This is a genomic window from Gemmatimonas phototrophica, assembly GCF_000695095.2.
Taxonomy (GTDB): Bacteria; Gemmatimonadota; Gemmatimonadetes; order Gemmatimonadales; family Gemmatimonadaceae; genus Gemmatimonas; species Gemmatimonas phototrophica.
This window is the reverse complement of sequence record NZ_CP011454.1, coordinates 2,190,464-2,209,675: the sequence shown is the minus strand read 5'-3', so window position 1 is coordinate 2,209,675 and position 19,212 is coordinate 2,190,464. Positions and strand designations below refer to the sequence as shown.

Sequence of the window (19,212 nt, the reverse complement as noted above, 5' to 3'; positions counted from 1 at the left end):
CTTTTGATGTCGGTGTGGTGTACGTACGACGCCATCATGGCGATCCAACAGGGGCGTACCGGTAAAGCGGTGTGGGAGGGGATCAAGGCCCTGTTGTTCATCGGGGTGGCGTACCTGATGCACGATACCGGCAAGCGAATTTCCGAACGCTGATCTCCAACAACGCGGCCGGGGTACGGCAGTGCCCGTGCACGCGTTGTCATGATCCGCGGCGCGTAACGGCGCTCTCGTTCAAAGACGTGCGGGGCCATACCGTGTGGTATGCCCCCCTATGCCCTGCCTGATCGATCGTTGGGCGCGCTGTCCGACGCGCGCCGCGTGTTGCGCGAACAATTCGGATATCCCGATTTTCGCCCGCCGCAAATCCGGGCGGTGCAGGCGGTGCTCTCAGGCCGCGACGCGTTGGTCGTCTTGCCTACCGGCGGGGGAAAGTCGCTCTGCTATCAGGTGCCGGCTCTGGTGCGAGCAGGGCTGACTATTGTCATCAGCCCGCTCATTTCCCTCATGAAGGATCAGGTGGAAACGCTGCGTCGGAAGGGAGTGGCGTCCGCATACATCAATAGCACGTTGAGTCGCAGCGACGTTGCCGATCGCCTTGCTGAGGCACGCGAAGGTCGGCTCAAATTGTTGTATCTCTCGCCGGAGCGCGCAGAAGCCGGACGGATGGTCCAGCAACTGTCACGAATCGGGGTCGCGCTGTTCGCGGTGGACGAGGCGCATTGCATCAGCGAATGGGGACATGATTTCCGGCCGAGTTACCGTCGCATTGCACAGGTGCGTGAGCAATTGGGGAACCCGCAAACCGTTGCACTGACCGCGACCGCAACGCCCAGCGTACGAGAGGATATCATGCGGCAGCTCACGCTCAGCGATCCGGCAATCGTTGTGGCGGGATTTGACCGAACCAATCTCACGTATCATGTGGTACCGGCACGAACGCCGCCGGACAAAGACCGGCTGGCCATTCAGTGGTTGCACGAGGCATCCGGGCCGGCCGTGGTGTATGCACCAACGCGTAAAGCCGTCGAGCGTTTGGCATCGCTGTTGGTACGGGGGCGCATCAAGGCCACCGCGTACCACGCGGGGCTTGATGCGACACTGCGACAGCGCGCGCAGGATGCGTTCATGGAGGAACGCGCTCGGGTGATTGTGGCAACGAGCGCGTTTGGTATGGGAATCGACAAGCCTGATGTCCGTCTGGTCGTGCACCACGCTATGCCCGGCGCCATTGAATCGTATTACCAGGAAGCCGGGCGGGCAGGACGTGACGGGAACCCCAGTACGTGTGTGCTGCTGCATCACCACACCGATCGGTCCACCCACGATTTCTTTCTCGACAGCGCCAATCCGGCCCGCCGTCTGGTAGAGGATGCATGGAGCGCATTGCGTCGTGCAGCCGACGGGACCCGCTTCGTGGCCGCGTCGGCGGAGGGGCTGGCCCGGTCGATGGCTGGTTGTCCGGGTGAACGCCAGGTCGCAGCCGCCTTGCGCGTGCTGATTGGGAGCGGCGCCTGTACGGCCGCCCCCACACTCCCTGGGCGCGTCTGGATTCGCCTGCTTGCATCGCCAGCCCGTATCGGCCGGGAGTTGCAGGGGAGCCGGGATCATGATCGCGAGGTGTTGCGCAGTTTGTGGCGTGCGACGCGCGGCGGGCTGGCCACTGGCGTCACTGTTGATCTTGAGGGGCTTCCACCGGGATTTGGTGGGACGACAGGATTGGTCCCCGTTCTTGAACGGCTGGAAGCGCAGCAGTTTGTTACATGGAATCGTTCCGGGGCGGGATTCCACCTTGCGGCTGCCGCCGTGGATCCCTCTTGGCTTCCCGTGGACTGGTCCGCATTGGAACGGCGTCGTCGGACTGAAACCGCGCGACTTGATGCCATGCAACATTACGCGCAAACTCGCCATTGCCGAAGAGCGTACATCCTGCGCTATTTCGGTGACCCCGATGCACGTGAACATTGTGGTGCCTGTGATCGTTGCCTCGGTCCTGCCGGGTCCGTCCGTGCGTTGCGAACACCGCGTGCGTTGCGATCCCGGTCCCGCCCACGGTCCTGATTCTCTTCCTACCCCGACCGTTTCAGATGGACGACAGTCTGTATTTCTCCGAGCAGCACCTCGCCGTGCGCGATATGGTGAGTGCCTTCGCTCGCGATCATGTGGCGCCAGTCGCCTCTCAGCATGACGATGCTTCCACGTTCCCGTGGGAGAATGTCAAAAAGATGGGAGAGCTCGGGCTGCTGGGTATTCCGTGGTCCGAAGACATCGGCGGTGCCGGCTTTGACACGATCAGTTTCATGATCGCGATTGAAGAGCTGGCAAAAGTCTGTGCCTCACACTCCATCACGATCAGCGCCCATACCACGTTGGGCACGTCGCCGATCGTGAACTTCGGCACGCCGGCACAAATCGCCAAGTACGTTCCCCTGCTGGCCAGTGGACAGGTACTTGGTGGCTTCGGGCTGACGGAAGAAGCCGCCGGCAGTGATGCGGGCGGTACCAAGACCACGGCGGTCAAGAAGGACGGCTACTACCTGCTCAACGGCAGCAAGCGTTTCATCACGCATGCCGGCGTGGGCGAGGTGTTCGTCGTGACGGCGGTCACCGACCCAACCAAGGGCACCAAGGGCATTTCGAGTTTCGTGCTCACGAAGGAGAGCGTGGACATCGAGGCTTGCCGCGTGCTGGGAGTTGGGCACGACGATTCGCTGGCGCCCATGAAGGGGTTCAAGGCCGGAAAGAAGGAGGACAAGCTGGGCTGGCGGGCCTCCGACACCCGGGAGCTGTTATTCGATAATGTCGAAGTCCCGGCGGAAAACCTTCTTGGCACCGAAGGGTTGGGGTTCATCAACTTCATGAAGACCCTCGATGCCGGGCGTATCGGTATTGCCGCGTTGTCGCTGGGCATCGCCCAGGGAGCACTCGATGAGTCGCTCAAGTATGCCAGCGTGCGGAAGCAGTTCGGCGCCGCCATTGCCAGCTTCCAGGGCATCCAGTTCCAGCTGAGCGATATTGCCACCGAAATCGAGGCTGGGCGCCATCTGGTGTACCACGCCGCTTGGCTGGCCCAGAATGGCAAGCCGTTCGGCAAGGAAGCCGCCATGGCCAAGCTATTCTGCTCGGAGATGGCCATGCGTGCCACCATCAAGGCCATCCAGATTCACGGCGGCTACGGCTACACCAAGGATTATCCGGTGGAGCGGTTCATGCGCGACGCCAAGATCTGCGAGATTGGCGAGGGGACGAGCGAGATCCAGCGCATGGTGATTGCCCGACACCTGCTGAAAGGGTTGATGGCGTAGCCGCCGACGTTGCGGGAAACCCTCACCCCGCAGTAGTTTACGGCGTTCACCCACAGCCGTCGCTTCAGGCGCCGGCGGCCCGTGCGACTCGCGGGCCGTTTGCGTTTGTGGATCGGGCCGGCCGGAGCCAGCGAGCCACCGACCGACCCGCCCACTCGTCCCTCCGCATGACACGCCTTCTGCGCGTCGATCGCGGGCGACCACGTACTTCCCGAGGCCTGCGCCTCCCGCCGCTGCCAGCGCGGGATGGTCCGCGACCCGGGCCGTGGCTCGTTCGATCCGATCTCGTTATGCCGGTTGGGGGCGCCTTGTGACGTTCGGTCGTGCGCAGCCGCCGGGCTTCTGCCATTGGCGCGCGCGGTCACTCCGTTGGTCCACCGTGTTCGTCGTCCCCCTCGGTCAAGCGGAGTCGCCGCCGCCCTGGGTGTTCGGCACGTCCTAATGAAGCGAGAGCTCCTGGTGAATGCGACGCCGCGTGAAACGCGCGTCGCCATCATGGAGGATGGTCAGCTGGTGGAGTTGCTGGTCGATCGGCCGGATGCACGTCGCATGGTTGGCGACGTCTATCTCGGCAAGGTCGAGGCAGTGCTCCCAGGCATTCAGGCCGCCTTCGTGAACATCGGCACCGAAAAGTCCGCGTTTCTCCACGCCGCCGATGTGGTGGTGGAGGACGCGCAGGTGGCCGACGATGATGACGAGGATGAGGACGAGGGTGGAGACGAGCAGGGCGGCGGTAGTGCCGGCGGCGGTGGCCGTCGCGGTCGCCGTGAAGTCCGTCCCATTCAGGATCTGCTCAAGCGCGGGCAGGACATCCTGGTCCAGATCACCAAGGAACCCATTTCCACCAAGGGGCCGCGTGTCACGGCGCAGGTGTCCCTGGCCGGGCGTTTCCTGGTGTACATGCCGTTTGCGTCCAAGGTCGGTATTAGCCGGAAAATCGATGAGCGCGCCGAACGGCAGCGGCTGCGCGCCATGGTCGGGGAAATGCTCCCTGACAATTCCGGCGGCGTAATCGTCCGCACCGTCTCCGAAGACGCCACCAAGGAAACGTTCGAGCGTGAATTGAACACGCTCATGAACAACTGGAAGCGGATCAAGCGCAAAACGCAGTTTCTGCGGGCGCCGGCCTTGGTGCATCGCGAAACCAATGTCACGCGCGGGCTGGTGCGCGACTTGTTCAGCGCGAAGGTGGAGCGGGTCTCAGTAGACTCCAAGCAGGTCTACAACGAGATCACCGAATACCTGCAGGGCATTGCGCCGGAACTCGTGGAGCGCGTCAAGCTCTACGAAGAGACGGTCCCGCTCTTCGACAAGGAAGAGATCGAAACGGAAATCCGCGATCTCTTCAAGCGACGGTGTGATCTGCCCAGCGGTGGATACATCATCATTGAGCAGACCGAAGCGCTGGTGTCCATCGACGTGAATTCCGGGCGGTACACCGGCAAGCGCGACCCTGAGAAAACGATCTTCAAAACCAATACCGAAGCGGCGCGGGAAATCGCGCGACAGCTCCGGTTGCGGGACGTGGGCGGCATTATCGTCTGCGACTTCATTGACATGGAGACGCAGGGCAACCGCGACAAGGTACTCCACGAGCTCCGCACACACCTCGGGCGCGATCGAGCGCGCACCAAGGCGTTTGCCGTGTCCGATCTGGGGTTGGTGGAGATGACCCGCCAGCGGGTGCGCCAGAGCCATTACCAGAGTATGACGGAAGCCTGTCCGACCTGCTCCGGGAGCGGGCGGATCTTTACCCCGGAAACCATTGTCCGGCGTACCGAGCGGGCCGTGCGTCGCATGGCCGCCGAGGGCCGTAAGGAATCGGTGGTGCTTCGGCTCCACCCCGAGGTGGCACTCCATGTTCTGGAACAGGAGCACGATTTCGTGAAACGGCTGGAAAAATTGGCCGGTTTCCCCCTGGAGCTGCGGGACGACCCTCTGCTCAAGCCCGACGAGATCAAGTTGGTGGTTCGTGGCGCTCAGCGCGACGTAACCCAGCAGTACGCACTTGCCTGAGCAAATGGGCTGGCTGGTAGTTGACAGCTAACCCGTGGTCTGATAAGCTTCTAGGCTACGTTTGGAACGCACATCACTGGAAAGAACCATGAGCTACGCGATCATCCGCACCGGCGGCAAGCAGTTCCGTGCTGAGCCGGGCAAGACCCTTCGGATCCCTTCGTTGCTGGGTGATGCCGGCACGGCCGTCGAATTCAACGACGTCCTCATCGGCTCCGACGGCACGCAGGTCCGCCTGGGCGTGCCCACGCTCGCCGGCGCGAAGGTGACGGCCGAGATCGTGAAGCACGGCCTCGAAGACAAAATCATCGTCTTCAAGTTCAAGCGCCGCAAGAATTACGCGCGCAAGCAGGGCCACCGTCAGAAGTTCACGGAAGTTCGTATCAAGGACATCACCCTCGGCTGAGCGCCGGCGGCGCGCGGGTAGCCCGCGCGCTTCCTCACTGGAGTATTCGTCATGGCACATAAGAAGGGCGTCGGCTCCTCACGCAACGGCCGCGATTCGAACCCGAAGTACCGCGGCATCAAGAAGTACGGCGGCGAGTTCGTCACGGCTGGCAACATCATCCTGCGTCAGTGCGGCACCAAGTGGCACCCGGGTGCCAACGTAGGTATGGGCACCGACTACACCATCTACTCGCTGGTTGATGGCGTGGTGCAGTTCGCCCACAAGAACAAGAAGGCGTACAAGGTCAACGTCGTCCCCGTCGAGTACGTCGAAGAGACGTCCGAGGAGCTGGTCGAGGCGTAAGCGCTTCGTACCACCAAAGGGGCAGGGCACCGGTCGGTGTCCTGCCCCTTTGTCTTGTTCCCACCGTCCCGGGCTCGTAACCTGACGGGGTGTGCCCCCGTAGTGCCTCTAGATCCATCACCCACGAGGAAATCATGGCAATCTGGGACAAGGTCCGACAGGGCATCGATAAGGCTGGGAAGGCCGCGCAGGACGTCTTCGACGAGGGCAAGCTGCGCCTCGATGCCTATCGCGCTCGGGAGCAGGCCGACAAGGCCGCCGAGGCGTTGGGATACGCGATATTTCGCGCCGCAGAGGCGGGAGGAGAGCTCGATGCCGATGCCCGCCAGCGTCTCACCGACGCGCTCCGTAGCCGGGATACCGATGCGCGGCGGCTGGAAACGGAGCTGGCCGCTGCCAGGGCAGCCGCCGGAATGACGGAGCCACCAGCGGGAGCGCCAGATACCGCTACGCCGCCTCCGCCCCCGACGGACCCGTCGCAAGCGCCGTCCTGATTTCGTCCGGCACATCCGTACACAGGGCATCCACGCCCCACGCCGCCAGCTGGCGCGCGTGGCGCGCACTGTTAACCGTCCAAGCGACGATCTGCAAGCCGGCCTCATGTACCGCCTGCACCAGCCGTTCGTCGATCAGGTCGGCGTGTTGCCAGAACATTGTGGCGCCCGACCCCGATATAACCCCCTGAACGTTAAGGGGGTATGACGCACTCAACAGCCCAATCATGGTCACTGGACGAATGGCACGAACACCGACCGGAATGCGGTGGTCAAAGGCGTGTACCGCACTGCGGACCTCCGGATGCTGGTCGAGCAGTGCCGCCACCATGGGTTCCACATTCGGAGCCTTGACCTCGACATAGACGGTTGCCCGGTCGCCAACAGCCCGGAAGATCTCGTCCAGTGTCGGGATGGGGTCGCCACTCGGCAGTCGGAACTCGGCCAGTTCGGCGGCGGACAAACGAACGAGCGGCACACGTTCCACCGCCTCCCCGTGGTGCATTGGCAGCGAGGCATCATGGTGGACCACCAGTACCCCGTCGCGGGTGGCGTGAACGTCCAACTCTATGCCATCCACCTCAAGCTCCAATGCCCTCTGAAAGGCACGCATGGTGTTCTCCCGGAAGTCCCGGGAGGCTCCCCGGTGGGCGATGATGGCGGGTGCGCGAATGGACATTGGGCGGGGGGAAGGAGGCATGATCGTCAAGCTGCCCCGCAAATCACTGCCGGTCAATCGGCCCCCCCCCGGCCTGATTTTTCGACCGCCTTAACACATTGGGACACCACTCGTCCAATATTCCGAACGTATGATCGATGCCACCCAGCAGGAGGACGCCACGGTTGATGGCGCACTCATCGAACAGTGGAAGGCGGGCGACCAGCGGGCTGCAACGGCACTTGTCGAGCGGCATGCTGAGGCGCTGGCGCGTTTCGCCGGTCGGTTGGGAGTCAGTGATGACGTGGATGAACTGGTACAGGACACCTTCATCCGGGCCTTTTCCGCGATGGACACGTTTCGTGCCGATAGCTCACTTCGCACCTGGTTGTTCACGATTGAACGGCGCCTGGTTATTGATCGGCGGCGCGCGCAAGCGCGACGCGGTCACGACGTGGAGATCGATGACACGCACGCGGCCAGCGGGTTTGACGCGCTCGACGCACTGATGGCTGACGAAGCGGCGCAGCGCGTAGCTGGTGCGATGGCGCAGTTGACGCGCATGCAGCGTGACGTGTTCACGCTGCGGGTGCAGGAAGGACGGAGCTACAAGGACATTGCCGAGATCCTCGGATCTACCGAGGGAGCGGCACGGGTGCATTATCACAACGCCATGCGCGCGGTGAAGGAGTTTCTTCATGACTGAGTGCCGCAGCCCCGAGCTGCAGGATCTGTTGCCGGACTACGTGGCTGAATCGCTCGACGACGTCGGTGCGGCACGGATTGCGTCACACGTGGCCGTGTGCCAATGGTGTGCGGATGACCTTGCCGTGCTCCGCCTGGTGCGGGCGTCGCGGCCCCGAGTGGCCGTTCCCGATGTCGCACGAATTGTGGCGGCGTTGCCGCTGGCCCCCGCCAGTGGCCCGCGACTGGTGCGCGAGGCCGGATCCTTGTCCGCAGCGACCAGTCAGCGGCCGTTGTCACCGCCGTCGATGCATTCGCGAAAAGGACGCGGGCAGGTCTTTGGCATGTCGGTGTGGCGCCTGGCGGCGACGCTCGGCGTGGTCATTGCCGGCGGGACATCAATTCTGGTGGCACGGCGCGGAGTCACGACGGTGCAGTCGCCGGCGGCCAGTACCCTGCAGGTGGGGGAGAGCGCGTCAGTGGTTGCCGCGCAGCTCGCGGGCAAGGCACACCCAGAGACCGTTGCCGTTGCTGCTTCGGTACGGCCAGAGGCACCGGATGTGTCGGTTTCGTACGGTGATCTGGGCGATTACACCGAGGCGGAGTTGCAGCGCATGCTGGACCGTTTGGACCGGTGGGATGGAGCAACAAACACGGAACCGCTACCCGGCGTCCCGATGACCCCGACCAGTGGGGGGACCGCACCATGACCCTGCGTCGCGCAGTTTGGCTTGGCGTGGCGGTGATGTCCCTGGGCCCAGCGCTCATGATGGCCCAGAGTGGGCCACCGGCGGGGCAGCCGCCTACACGCGAGATTCGTGGCAGGCGCGCCGATGATCCGCGCCGCCAGGAGCTCGAAAAGCGCTTTCAGCAGCGGGTGGAGAATATGGTCCGTCAGCGCCTGCAACTGACCGATGAGCAGGCGGTAAAGCTGCGCGAAGTCGCATCGAGGGCCGAAGGGGCACGTCGCGTGCTGCGGCGCGATGAAATGCAAGCCCGCCAGGCGATGCGTGAAGAGTTGCAGGCTGGGGATAGCGCGAATGAAGCGCGGGTCGTGGAGTTGCTGGAGCAAATGCCCCGGCTTGAGCGGCGGCGTCTTGAGTTGCTGGAACAGGAGCAGCGGGAGTTGTCCCGCTTCCTCACGCCGGTGCAGCGTGCGCGGTATTTCGCCCTGCAAGACGAGCTGCGCCGTGGCATGCAGGAGCTTCAGCGGCGGCGGTTGGGGGCGGATAGCTCGGGGAATCCCACCGCTGGGACGGGTACGCCGTATCGACGGCGCCCGCCAGCCGGCATTCCCTGATCACGCAAGATGCCGCAGGAAGTCCCGCCCCGGTGGTAGCGGGAGCACGCGCATCGATGTACACTTGGAGTTCACTGGCGGGCGTCTTCTTGGCGCCCGTTTGTGCGCCCAGATGGCGGAATCGGCAGACGCAACGGACTCAAAATCCGTCGACCGCAAGGTCATGTGGGTTCGACCCCCACTCTGGGCATGCTCGCCTCTTACGAAACAGTTGGGGGGTGCGCACAAGGTGCGGGTCAACGGGTGGTGTGCGTTGCGCGTAGGGGTGGTGCAGACGGAACTCAGTGGGGCAGCGCCGGGAAATGCGCCGGGCTGAGCAGCATTGATGGGGTGTAGCTCAATGGCAGAGCATCCGACTGTTAATCGGACGGTTGGTGGTTCGAGTCCACCCGCCCCAGTTGCATGAAGCCCGATCCCGTCTGGGATCGGGCTTCGTCGTTCCGGGTACATTGCTCGCGGTCTCCGTCTCCCGTCGGGTGGCCATGGAGGTGATCACGCGCTTGCCGCTCGCACGCGATGCCGCCTAGCTTCCCCGAGCCCTGATCCCTGACCGAATCCGGTCGGTGACTGTCCCTTCGCACCAGACTCATGCCGCTCACGTTCTCGCTTGCTCATTTGGCTCCCGCCGCCATTGAGACTCCGTTGCTGGCGATCATCCTCCCCGCCGACCCAACGTTGATCGATGCCTTGGTAGACGTGGATGCGTCATTGCAGGGGGCCCTGGCGCGCACGCTGGCGCGCCGGGATTTCCGGGGCGGCAAGGATGAAACACTTTTGCTCGTTGGTGGTGACGGTGGGGCCCAACGGGTATTGCTGGTGGGGCGTGGCAGCGCCCCTCTGACTCGCACCGCGACGCGTCGTGCAGCGGCCATTGCCGCTCGGCAGGCGGGGAAGCTGGGCACCGGCGCCATGCATCTCTACGTGCCCGATGTCGATGCGGCCGCCATTGAAGGGCTGGCCATCGGCGCTATGGCCGGCAGCTGGAGCTATCCTGATTTGCAGACGCAGCCCCCGGAGAAGGATCGTCGGGCGCGACTCGAACAGGTAACCATACTGGCACCCGATACCGCCGACGTGCGAGCCGCCTTCGAGGCTGGTGTGGCGATTGGTGAAGGGCAGAATATTGCCAAGCGGCTCGGACAGATGCCGGGCAATTACTGCACACCGGACACATTTGTCGAAGTGGGCCAGGAGATTGCCCTACGCCACAGCATGGCCATCACGGTGCTGGGGCGGCGCGAGATGACCGATCTGCAGATGGGATCATTTCTGTGTGTCGCGCAGGGGACCTCACAAGAGCCGCGTCTCGTGGCGCTGGAGTACCGGGGCGGACCTGCCGACCAGCAGCCGGTCGTGCTCGTTGGCAAGGGACTCTGCTTTGACACGGGCGGCATCTCCATCAAGCCGGCACCGGAGATGGAGTGGATGAAGTTCGACATGTCCGGGGCCGGCGGCGTCATGGGTGCGATGGAAACCATCGGCCGTCTGAAGCTGCCGATCAACGTGGTCGGTATCATCGGGTCCACGACCAACATGCCATCGGGTGAAGCGGTCAAGCCGGGCGATGTGGTACGTGCCTCCAACGGCAAGACCATCGAAATCATCAACACCGATGCCGAAGGCCGATTGGTGCTGGCCGACCTGTTGGTTTTCGCCAAGCGCTACAACCCCGCCATCGTCATCGACGCTGCCACACTCACGGGGGCTATTGTGATCGGCCTCGGCGCAAACGCGGTGGGGGTGTTCAGTACCGACAAGGCTGCCGCCGACGAAGTGCTCGCCGCCGGGGCCGCGGCCGGTGAAGCCGGCTGGCCGATGCCCATGTGGGATGAGTACAAGGAGCAGATCAAGAGTGATGTGGCCGACATGAAGAACACCGGTGGGCGTGCGGCCGGCTCCATCACCGCGGCGCTCTTCCTGCAGGAGTTTGTGGACGGGTATCCGTTCGTCCATCTCGATGTCGCCGGTACGGCCTATTCGCAGAGTGATCTGGGATGGATTCCGAAGGGGCCCACGGGGACACCCGTCGGGACCTTCGTGGAGTTCGTGCGGGCCCGCGCGCGGCAGTGACCGTTCGTATGCCAGGGCGGTGCGCCCGCCAGTGGGTGCAGCGGACCGTCGTCGCTCTGGTGACGATGGTCACGCTCGTTGCCGCCGGCGTGTCGTCCGTACAGGCACAGGTGCGCCCCGACACGCTCCGGAAGTCCGATTCCGTGCGCGTCAGCGTGCCGGTGCCGTCGCCGGATAGCGGCGCCGCGCGGAGGTCTCCGGAGGCGGATTCTTCGTTGCGTGCGCGGGCCCGGCAGGTGGCTGACAGTCTGGCCAAGGTGAAAGCCGGGGATACCATCCGGTCGCCGCTGGCACGCTTTGAAACGCCGCGCAACATGGAGACGGTCGATCGCCTTCGGTGGCGCGGCGATTCCATCATGGGATCGGGGGCCATCAATCTTGCCGATCTGCTCGATCGGGTTCCGGGTATCACCACATACCGCAGCGGTTGGTTCGCGGGGCTCCACGGCGCGTCATTGAACGGAGACGCGTCGCGTATTCGTATCTTTCTCGATGGCGTCGAACTTGATGCGGTTGAGCCAAGAAATGGCGGCATGCTCGACCTCACCGATGTCCCCATCTGGAACCTCGATGAGGTGGTGCTCGAACGCTCGCCTGGGGAGGTTCGGGTCTGGCTTCGCTCCAAAACGGTTACGAGTATCACCCCTGCCACACGCGTGGACATCTTCACCGGTGACCTGAACACCAACGCATTTCGTGGTTTTCTCGCGCGGCGATGGCGGAATGGAGCGGTACTGCAGCTCGGCGGACAGCAGATTGCGACACAGTCCGGGCGCGTGTCGGCATTTGGCGGGACCGAAGGCAGCACGCGGTTGCGAAGCGATGGCGAGTCGCAGTCCTTCTATGCACGCGTGGGATGGTCACGCGGCAAGCTGAGCGTCGATGGATTTGCCAATTCCATCGGTCGCGAACGAGACGCCCACACGCCACGGACGGATTATCTGGCGTTGCCGTCGTTCAAGGGACAACGCCGCGAAGGGTATCTGCGAGTTGGCTATGGCGACACGACCCGGGGCTTCTGGTCACAGGCCATCATGAACGCGCTCCGTACCAAGCAACAGGGAAGGGATACGACCATCATCACGGATGGTGATACAGTGGTCGTGGAAGGGGATACGATCCGTGGGCAAACGCAACACGTGGTCGCGGTGGGATATCGCGGTAGTTGGTGGACCGCGTCGCTGACCAATCGACTGCGTCCCCGCGCGGGCACCCTTGAACAAGCACCGGTAGCCCGTGCCCAGGCGCAGTGGTGGAAGCTTGATGCCGGTGCGTGGGTTGAGCGCAACGGTCGGGACTCCACCGATCGTACCGAACTCTTTGCGCGCGTGCGGCCAGTACCATGGCTGGCGGTCGTGGTGGGGCGGAGCAGCCGGTCACCCGACGACACCACGGGGCGGCCAGCGGCCAGCACGCTGCGTGCGGAGGCTGCCGTGAAAGTCAAACGACTCTGGTTTGGCGGTGGCGTGATCCGGGACGATGCGACGGTCTACGGAACGCTGCCGCTGCTGGGCCCCACGCCGTCGGTGATTGCCGCCAATCCCGCGACCGGTGTCACGGTCTCCGCCAACGGTCGGTTGTACAAGGATGTCTACGTGGATGTGCAGGCCGTGAGCTGGGATGCGGCACAATACAATCGCCCCAAGACACAAATCCGCACGGAAATTGCGCTCATCTCCGAGTGGAGGAGCAAGTTCCCCAAAGGGCAGTTCGGCTTCAATGCGCGGTTGATCTTTGACAGTCGGTCCGGCGTGCCGTTCTTCTATGGGCCAGACGAAGATCCGCTGAAATGGACGACAGAGCCGGCGCAGGTGGCCACCGGCCTGCTGGAAATTCGACTCCAGCGCGGAACGCTGTTCTACCAGTATCGCAACCTCACCGGCGGGCAATACGAGCAGATTCGCGGGATCACCATGCCCCCCGCTGTTCAGATGTACGGCGTTCGCTGGGAGTTCTCGAATTGAGGTCGGCATCCCCGTGCTGCCGCCGCGAGGTTATGATTCGGGAATGATTCGCTCCATGACAGGGTATGGCCAGGCGGAAGGAACGGTGGGCGCACTGCGCGTGGTGGTGGACGTGCGAACCGTCAACCACCGTTTCTTTTCGCCCAGCATCAAAGTGCCCGGGGCCTTTGGGCGCTGGGAGTCCGATGTACGTGAAGCCATGCGCCTCAAGGTCGCACGCGGCCACGTCACGCTGACCGCCCGGGCCGAGCGGATGGCCGATGCCCCGGTCGCGATCAATGAAGCGCGCTTTGCCGCCGCGGCTGCGCAGCTGAAGGCGTTGGTGGAAGCCAATGGCCTATCGGGCGGAGTTGACCTCGCCAGTGTGCTGCGCATGCCCGACGTGATGGCCGCACCGCGCGAAGAGGACGATACCGGCACCGTGGCGGAACTGGTTGGCATTGTCGACGCGGCGCTGGACGCGTTGCAACGAGCACGGGCCGAAGAAGGGGAGCGGCTGGCCCTCGTACTCCGGCAACGTCTGGAGGTCATTGAGGGGGCGCTGTCGCGCATTGCTGCCCGTGCCCCGGCACGCATTGTGGCCCATCGCGACCGGCTCCGCGAGTCGGTCCGCGAACTGGCCGACGGTGTCGCTGTTGACGACGTCCGCTTGGCGCAGGAGATCGCCTTGTTGGCGGATCGCATGGATGTTGCCGAGGAGTTGGACCGCTTCCAGTCCCACATCGTGGCGTTCCGCGCCACCCTCAACGAGTCCGAGGGGGAACCGGTCGGCAAGCGATTGGGCTTCCTGCTGCAGGAGATGCTTCGGGAGGCGAACACCACCGGTAGCAAAGCCGCTGACGCCCCGATCCTCCACGAGGTGGTTGGGCTCAAGGAAGAGCTGGAACGAATCCGCGAGCAGGTTGAGAATCTCGAGTGAGCACATTTCCGGTCATATTGTCCGCCCCGTCTGGGGGTGGCAAAACCACAATTGCCCGTCGCCTGCTGGAGCGACGGACCGATTTGGGTTATTCTGTCAGTTGCACGACGCGCGCCCCCCGCGAGGGGGAAGTGGATGGTCGTGACTACCGTTTCCTCTCCCGGGACGCGTTCCATACCGCCGTCGACCGCGGTGAGTTTGCGGAGTGGGCCGAGGTACACGGCAATTTTTATGGGACACTGCGCAGTGAGGTGGAGCGGGTACTGGCCACCGGGCGCCATGTCCTGATGGACATCGATGTGCAGGGGGCGCGGCAGTTTCACACCGCGTTTCCGGATACGGTGCTCATTTTCGTGCTGCCCCCTTCAGGCGAGGTGCTGAAGGCCCGGCTGTCGGCGCGAAAAAGTGAGGATCGTGAACGACTGTTGGTGCGATTGCGCAACGCGCGGGCCGAGTTGGGAGAAGTCGGGCGGTACCACTATGTGGTCGTCAACGACAATCTTGACCGGGCCGTCGATCAGGTGAGTGCGATCGTCGATGCGGAAGGACTCCGGCACGACCGGGTCCATGAGGTCGAAGCACAGGTCGAGGGGCTCATCGCGCAACTCGAGCAGGAAATTCACGTCTTCAGCAAGGACGACTGATGCAGGTTTTTACTCCGAAGGAAGTGGCCAAGCATGCGGCCAACAAGTATCTCAGCGTACTCATCGCCGCGAAGTTTGCGCGCGTGTTGAACGAGTTCCCGCGCGACCGCTCGATCAACGAAAAGAAGCTCACCACGCGGGCGCTCGAAGAGCTCACCTCGGGCGAGATCGATTACAAGGTCGTCCCGCGGCGTCGCCCATCGGCCTGAGTCCCCTGAGGTTGCAGGACCAGATGCCGCGCCGTGACTCCGGTCCCGGCGCGGCGCGTTGTCTCTCCCCCTGTGCGTGGCGCCGCCGCGCGCGCTGACCAACTCCACCCCACCCGCCATCGTGGACGCCAGGGATCGGCTTCGCCGGTATCTCGAACAGCGACGCGAACTCGGTGAATCCGAGTTCGTGCTGGATGGGTTACCCGTGGAGGACGTGCTGAAGCTCGTCGGAATGCGCCAGGGCGGAAGCACGCGTTCCCGGGCATCCACCGGGACCACGTCACGCGGGCGGGAGACCGGCGCGCCGCCCGACGGTTTCGACGAACCGCCGCCATCCCATACTGAGGCCGCGCCAAAAGCGGTACCGCCAATGGCGCCGGCGCCTCCCGTTCCGGAGCGGCGCTTCGATGACCAGGTCAGCACGGACTGGCGCGCTACGCTACGTAACGCCGGGGCGCTCCGACCTGGCGCTACCCCGGCGGTACCACCGGTACCGACGGCAAACACCGACGGGTCGCGCAAGCCACCGGTTGCCGCGGCGGAAGCCGCGGACGCACCGAGGATCCCCGCTGCCAGTGTGCAGGTGACGCTCCCCCCCTGGCTTGATGCCCTGGGTATTCCGGCCGGGCTGGAAGCTGGGCGCTTGCATGTGGCAGAGTTCTCGCCGCACGTCGCGTCGTTGCCAACGCTGCAGGACGTTGTGCAGCACGTCGCCGCCTGTACCGCGTGCGGTCTGCATAAAGGGGCCAGGCACGCGGTGCCGGGCGAAGGCAACCCGCAGGCGGAGTTCCTCTGTGTAGGAGAGGCACCGGGCGCCAACGAGGATGAGCAGGGACGGCCGTTTGTCGGCGAAGCCGGGCAGCTGCTCACGAAAATCCTCAGCGCCATTCAGCTGTCACGCGACGACGTGTACATCTGCAACGTGCTGAAGCATCGTCCACCGGGGAATCGCGACCCCTTGCCCGACGAAGTGCAGGCCTGTCAGCCGTATTTGCTGCGACAGATCGAGCTGGTGCGACCGAAGGTCATCCTCGCGCTGGGCCGATTCGCGGCACAGACGCTGTTGCAGACCACCACGGGCATCGGTGCGCTGCGCGGCAAGGTACACCGCTTCCAGGGGGTCCCGCTCATCGTGACGTATCATCCGGCGGCGTTGTTGCGGAATGAATCCTGGAAGCGCCCCACGTGGGAAGATGTGAAACTCGCCCGTCGTATTCTTGATGCTGCGCGCGCCACCAGCAGTGGTGCGGAGTAACGTGACATGACCAGTCTTGCTGTGACCTCTCCGGGCGCTGGCGGCTCACCGCTGCCGACCGCCCCCACCACCGCGCGGGATCCGTACAAGGAGCGTCGCCCGCCCTGGTCGGAAGAAGCCGAGCAGGCCGTCCTGGGCGCCATGCTGCTCGACGCCGATGCCATTCTGCGCGCCGGCGAGCACGTGGATGACTCCATGTTCTATCGCGAGGGACACCGTCGCCTGTTCCGGGCCATGTTGGCCATCACGGAACGCGGCAGCGTCGTGGACTGGCTCACGCTCGCCGATGAACTCGAACGGCGCGGGGAGCTGGAGCACGCCGGCGGACGCGAGTACCTCGCATTCCTGTTGGATGCGGTGCCCACGGTGGCAAACGTGGAGTACCATGCAAAGATCGTGAAGGAAAAGGCGCTGCTGCGCCGACTGATTGAAGTCAGCACTGAAGTCGTGCAGGAAGCCTTCGAGGGGCGGATCACCGCCGGCGATCTGCTCGACAGTGCAGAGTCCCGCATCTTCGCGCTGGGCCAAAGCAAGGAGAAGGGAGGCTTCTCGCGCATCAAGGAGCTGCTGTGGCCTGCCATGGAGAAGCTGGAGCTGCTGGCCCAGCGTGATCAGGCGATCACCGGGGTGCCGACTGGCTTCACCGAACTCGATCACATGACGTCAGGGTTGCAGCCGGCCGATCTGGTCATCGTGGCGGCGCGCCCCTCCATGGGCAAGACGGCCTTCACGCTCAATATCGCGCAGCACGCCGCGATTACCGCCAAGGTGCCCGTTGCTTTCTTCTCGCTCGAAATGAGCAAGGAATCGCTCGTCCAACGTATGCTGGCGGCGGAAGCGCTCATTGACGCCCAGGCGCTGCGTAAAGGTGGTAGGGCGCTCGACGAATCGATGCCACGTCTGGCGCAGGCCGCTGGTATCCTGAGCCATGCACCCATTTTCATCGACGACACGCCGGGTATCACGCTGCTCGATATGCGCGCCAAAGCGCGACGCCTCAAGGCGGAACACGACCTTGGGCTCATCATCGTGGACTACCTGCAGCTCATGAGCGGGCCGGCCGGTGTGGAGAATCGTCAGCAGGAAGTCTCGCAGATTTCGCGCGGTCTCAAGGCGTTGGCCAAGGAACTCAGCGTGCCCGTCGTGGCGCTGTCGCAGCTCTCGCGTGCCCCGGAACAGCGTACCGGCGATGACAAAGGTCGGCCGCAGCTCTCGGATCTTCGTGAGTCGGGCGCCATTGAGCAGGACGCCGACGTCATCATGTTCATCTTCCGACAGGAAGTGTACGCCGAACGCGATGAGAATGGCCGACTCAAAGATCCGTCCATCGAAGGACGCGCCGAGATCATCATCGGCAAGCAGCGTAACGGCCCCATTGGCAGTGCGCGTCTGTTCTACCACAAGCAATACACGCGCTTCGACAACTTCTCGGCGCGCGAAGCGCCGCCCGAGTACGGTGGCGGTGGCGGCGGCTTTGGCGGGCCCAGGCTCGTGAAGGGTGGGGGGAACGACGACTTCAGCGGTACCCCGTTCTGATGGCCAAAGCGAAGACCGTGTACGCGTGCACGGAGTGTGGTGCGCAGTATCCCAAGTGGGCAGGGAAATGCGACAGCTGTGGCGCGTGGAATACGCTGGCCGAAGAAGTTGTGGCGGCCGCACCCACGAGCAAGCGCACGGCGGCGCGTGCGGCTGGTGGTGTGGCCGGCGCAACGGTGGCGTTGGGGACGGTCACATCCTCTGACACGCCACGGTGGCGCACGGGGCTCGACGAATTCGACTTCGTGCTGGGCGGCGGCATTGTTCCCGGAAGCATGGTGCTGGTCGGCGGCGAGCCTGGTATAGGCAAGAGCACCCTGCTGCTGCAAGTCGCCGCGCGATTGGAAGCAGCGGGACAGCCCACGTTGTATGTATCCGGCGAAGAGAGCGCGTTGCAGGTGCGACTGCGGGCAGATCGACTGGCCGAAGATGCGAGTGCCGTCTCGCTGCTTACGGAAACGTCGCTCGAAACCATCTTGGCGACCGCGGCGCAGCCGGTCGGCAACGGGCGCAAGGTGAACTGCCTGATCATCGATTCGATCCAAACCGTGCACACGGAACTGCTCGAGGGCGCACCGGGCAATGTGGGGCAGGTGCGGGAGTGTGCCGCCCGTCTCATGCGCTTTGCCAAGGATACGAGCACCACGGTGTTCGTCATCGGGCATGTGACCAAAGGCGGCGGCATTGCCGGTCCCAAAACGCTCGAGCACATCGTGGACACGGTGTTGTATTTCGAAGGCGATGGGACCCTCGACCACCGGGTGTTGCGCGCGACGAAGAATCGCTTCGGCAGTGTCGATGAGATAGGGGTGTTTCGCATGGTGGGCGCCGGACTGATCCCGGTGGAGAACCCGTCGGCGCTCTTCCTTGGCGACAGACGGGATGTTGCCAGTGGCAGCGCCGTCTGTGCGCTCATGGAAGGCACCCGTCCCGTGTTGGTGGAAGTGCAGGCGTTGGCCGCGAAAGCCGGCTTTGGTACGCCGCAACGCGTGGCCAACGGCATCGATTCGCGGCGTCTCGCCCTGTTGCTCGCCGTGCTCGACAAGCGCGGCGGGTTCTCGTGCGCGCAACTCGATGTCTTCTGCAACATCGTTGGTGGCATGCGTGTGCAGGAGCCCAGTGTTGATCTCGCCATTGTCGCGGCGCTTGCCTCGAGTGTGGTGGATCGCCCATTGCCGGCACAGGCCATCTTTCTGGGGGAGCTCGGTCTCGGCGGCGAGGTGCGACCGGTGTCGCAGGTGGAACGCCGCCTGGCCGAAGCCGCCAAGCTCGGCATGACCACGGCGTACCTGTCGGATCGGGCGTTGCCACGCCGGGCGCCCGGCGACATGCGGTTGATCGGGGTGCGTACGCTGACCGAGGTGTTGCAACGCACGGTCGGCAAGGATGCCGCGTGAACCTTTCTGGAGT

18 protein-coding genes and 2 tRNA genes are annotated in these 19,212 nt (G+C 64.1%); 19 read left to right on the top strand and 1 reads right to left on the bottom strand.

What is annotated here, in order from left to right:
• Positions 1-261: 261 nt before the first annotated feature.
• From GEMMAAP_RS09325 to GEMMAAP_RS09300, 6 genes are all read left to right on the top strand, one after another.
• Positions 262-2,058 carry a RecQ family ATP-dependent DNA helicase gene (locus tag GEMMAAP_RS09325; RefSeq protein ID WP_053334521.1) on the top strand — a complete coding sequence of 599 codons (1,797 nt, stop codon included), beginning with the start codon at positions 262-264 and terminating at the stop codon, positions 2,056-2,058.
• Positions 2,059-2,084: 26 nt separating this feature from the next.
• Positions 2,085-3,302, top strand: a complete 1,218-nt coding sequence (locus tag GEMMAAP_RS09320; RefSeq protein WP_026850773.1) for an acyl-CoA dehydrogenase family protein — start codon at positions 2,085-2,087, stop codon at positions 3,300-3,302.
• 441 nt (positions 3,303-3,743) lie between these two features.
• Positions 3,744-5,318 (top strand): Rne/Rng family ribonuclease, encoded by a 1,575-nt coding sequence (locus GEMMAAP_RS09315; protein WP_026850774.1) that lies wholly within the window; start codon positions 3,744-3,746, stop codon positions 5,316-5,318.
• 88 nt (positions 5,319-5,406) lie between these two features.
• Complete coding sequence (gene rplU, locus GEMMAAP_RS09310; protein WP_026850775.1) at positions 5,407-5,724, top strand: 50S ribosomal protein L21; 318 nt, start codon at positions 5,407-5,409, stop codon at positions 5,722-5,724.
• 51 nt (positions 5,725-5,775) lie between these two features.
• A complete protein-coding gene (gene rpmA / locus GEMMAAP_RS09305; RefSeq protein WP_026850776.1) occupies positions 5,776-6,069 on the top strand; it encodes a 50S ribosomal protein L27 in 294 nt (97 codons plus the stop codon).
• Positions 6,070-6,203: 134 nt separating this feature from the next.
• The gene (locus tag GEMMAAP_RS09300; RefSeq protein ID WP_026850777.1) at positions 6,204-6,563 is read left to right on the top strand and encodes a hypothetical protein; all 360 of its coding nucleotides are present in this window, start codon (positions 6,204-6,206) and stop codon (positions 6,561-6,563) included.
• Here GEMMAAP_RS09300 and GEMMAAP_RS09295 read toward each other — a convergent pair.
• Positions 6,517-7,263 (bottom strand): glycerophosphodiester phosphodiesterase, encoded by a 747-nt coding sequence (locus GEMMAAP_RS09295; RefSeq protein WP_082821201.1) that lies wholly within the window; start codon positions 7,261-7,263, stop codon positions 6,517-6,519. The genes GEMMAAP_RS09300 and GEMMAAP_RS09295 overlap by 47 nt on opposite strands.
• Positions 7,264-7,372: 109 nt before the next feature.
• Here GEMMAAP_RS09295 and GEMMAAP_RS09290 point away from each other — a divergent pair, with 109 nt between their 5' ends.
• From GEMMAAP_RS09290 to radA, 13 genes are all read left to right on the top strand, one after another.
• Complete coding sequence (locus GEMMAAP_RS09290; RefSeq protein WP_026850779.1) at positions 7,373-7,927, top strand: RNA polymerase sigma factor; 555 nt, start codon at positions 7,373-7,375, stop codon at positions 7,925-7,927.
• On the top strand, positions 7,920-8,615 hold the full coding sequence (locus GEMMAAP_RS09285) for a zf-HC2 domain-containing protein (RefSeq protein ID WP_026850780.1): 696 nt from the start codon (positions 7,920-7,922) through the stop codon (positions 8,613-8,615). The genes GEMMAAP_RS09290 and GEMMAAP_RS09285 overlap by 8 nt, the downstream gene beginning before the upstream one ends.
• The gene (locus tag GEMMAAP_RS09280; protein ID WP_026850781.1) at positions 8,612-9,205 is read left to right on the top strand and encodes a Spy/CpxP family protein refolding chaperone; all 594 of its coding nucleotides are present in this window, start codon (positions 8,612-8,614) and stop codon (positions 9,203-9,205) included. The genes GEMMAAP_RS09285 and GEMMAAP_RS09280 overlap by 4 nt, the downstream gene beginning before the upstream one ends.
• A gap of 106 nt (positions 9,206-9,311) precedes the next feature.
• Positions 9,312-9,395 (top strand) — tRNA-Leu (locus tag GEMMAAP_RS09275).
• 136 nt (positions 9,396-9,531) lie between these two features.
• A tRNA-Asn gene (locus tag GEMMAAP_RS09270) sits at positions 9,532-9,603 on the top strand.
• A 190-nt stretch (positions 9,604-9,793) separates the two neighbouring features.
• Complete coding sequence (locus GEMMAAP_RS09265; RefSeq protein ID WP_043581649.1) at positions 9,794-11,275, top strand: leucyl aminopeptidase; 1,482 nt, start codon at positions 9,794-9,796, stop codon at positions 11,273-11,275.
• A complete protein-coding gene (locus tag GEMMAAP_RS09260) occupies positions 11,272-13,239 on the top strand; it encodes a TonB-dependent receptor (RefSeq protein WP_158514795.1) in 1,968 nt (655 codons plus the stop codon). The genes GEMMAAP_RS09265 and GEMMAAP_RS09260 overlap by 4 nt, the downstream gene beginning before the upstream one ends.
• Before the next feature lie 43 nt (positions 13,240-13,282).
• A complete protein-coding gene (locus GEMMAAP_RS09255) occupies positions 13,283-14,158 on the top strand; it encodes a YicC/YloC family endoribonuclease (protein WP_026850784.1) in 876 nt (291 codons plus the stop codon).
• 17 nt (positions 14,159-14,175) lie between these two features.
• The gene (gmk, locus tag GEMMAAP_RS09250) at positions 14,176-14,802 is read left to right on the top strand and encodes a guanylate kinase (RefSeq protein ID WP_238588216.1); all 627 of its coding nucleotides are present in this window, start codon (positions 14,176-14,178) and stop codon (positions 14,800-14,802) included.
• Positions 14,802-15,011 carry a DNA-directed RNA polymerase subunit omega gene (locus GEMMAAP_RS09245; RefSeq protein WP_026850785.1) on the top strand — a complete coding sequence of 70 codons (210 nt, stop codon included), beginning with the start codon at positions 14,802-14,804 and terminating at the stop codon, positions 15,009-15,011. Before gmk ends, GEMMAAP_RS09245 begins: the two co-directional genes overlap by 1 nt.
• Before the next feature lie 58 nt (positions 15,012-15,069).
• The gene (locus GEMMAAP_RS09240) at positions 15,070-16,266 is read left to right on the top strand and encodes a uracil-DNA glycosylase (protein WP_202969211.1); all 1,197 of its coding nucleotides are present in this window, start codon (positions 15,070-15,072) and stop codon (positions 16,264-16,266) included.
• A gap of 6 nt (positions 16,267-16,272) precedes the next feature.
• Positions 16,273-17,802, top strand: coding sequence for a replicative DNA helicase (gene dnaB / locus GEMMAAP_RS09235; protein ID WP_238588215.1), 1,530 nt, complete (start codon positions 16,273-16,275; stop codon positions 17,800-17,802).
• Positions 17,802-19,199, top strand: coding sequence for a DNA repair protein RadA (gene radA, locus GEMMAAP_RS09230; RefSeq protein WP_026850787.1), 1,398 nt, complete (start codon positions 17,802-17,804; stop codon positions 19,197-19,199). Before dnaB ends, radA begins: the two co-directional genes overlap by 1 nt.
• The last annotated feature ends 13 nt before the right edge of the window (positions 19,200-19,212 follow it).

What these genes read in the sequence shown, in the direction of transcription:
- GEMMAAP_RS09325 (WP_053334521.1), top strand. Translation starts at nt 262, where the DNA reads ATGCCCCCCTATGCCCTGCCTGATCGATCGTTGGGCGCGCTGTCCGAC.
- GEMMAAP_RS09320 (WP_026850773.1), top strand. Translation starts at nt 2,085, where the DNA reads ATGGACGACAGTCTGTATTTCTCCGAGCAGCACCTCGCCGTGCGCGAT.
- GEMMAAP_RS09315 (WP_026850774.1), top strand. Translation starts at nt 3,744, where the DNA reads ATGAAGCGAGAGCTCCTGGTGAATGCGACGCCGCGTGAAACGCGCGTC.
- rplU (WP_026850775.1), top strand. Translation starts at nt 5,407, where the DNA reads ATGAGCTACGCGATCATCCGCACCGGCGGCAAGCAGTTCCGTGCTGAG.
- rpmA (WP_026850776.1), top strand. Translation starts at nt 5,776, where the DNA reads ATGGCACATAAGAAGGGCGTCGGCTCCTCACGCAACGGCCGCGATTCG.
- GEMMAAP_RS09300 (WP_026850777.1), top strand. Translation starts at nt 6,204, where the DNA reads ATGGCAATCTGGGACAAGGTCCGACAGGGCATCGATAAGGCTGGGAAG.
- GEMMAAP_RS09295 (WP_082821201.1), bottom strand. Translation starts at nt 7,263, where the DNA reads ATGCCTCCTTCCCCCCGCCCAATGTCCATTCGCGCACCCGCCATCATC.
- GEMMAAP_RS09290 (WP_026850779.1), top strand. Translation starts at nt 7,373, where the DNA reads ATGATCGATGCCACCCAGCAGGAGGACGCCACGGTTGATGGCGCACTC.
- GEMMAAP_RS09285 (WP_026850780.1), top strand. Translation starts at nt 7,920, where the DNA reads ATGACTGAGTGCCGCAGCCCCGAGCTGCAGGATCTGTTGCCGGACTAC.
- GEMMAAP_RS09280 (WP_026850781.1), top strand. Translation starts at nt 8,612, where the DNA reads ATGACCCTGCGTCGCGCAGTTTGGCTTGGCGTGGCGGTGATGTCCCTG.
- GEMMAAP_RS09265 (WP_043581649.1), top strand. Translation starts at nt 9,794, where the DNA reads ATGCCGCTCACGTTCTCGCTTGCTCATTTGGCTCCCGCCGCCATTGAG.
- GEMMAAP_RS09255 (WP_026850784.1), top strand. Translation starts at nt 13,283, where the DNA reads ATGATTCGCTCCATGACAGGGTATGGCCAGGCGGAAGGAACGGTGGGC.
- GEMMAAP_RS09245 (WP_026850785.1), top strand. Translation starts at nt 14,802, where the DNA reads ATGCAGGTTTTTACTCCGAAGGAAGTGGCCAAGCATGCGGCCAACAAG.
- dnaB (WP_238588215.1), top strand. Translation starts at nt 16,273, where the DNA reads ATGACCAGTCTTGCTGTGACCTCTCCGGGCGCTGGCGGCTCACCGCTG.
- radA (WP_026850787.1), top strand. Translation starts at nt 17,802, where the DNA reads ATGGCCAAAGCGAAGACCGTGTACGCGTGCACGGAGTGTGGTGCGCAG.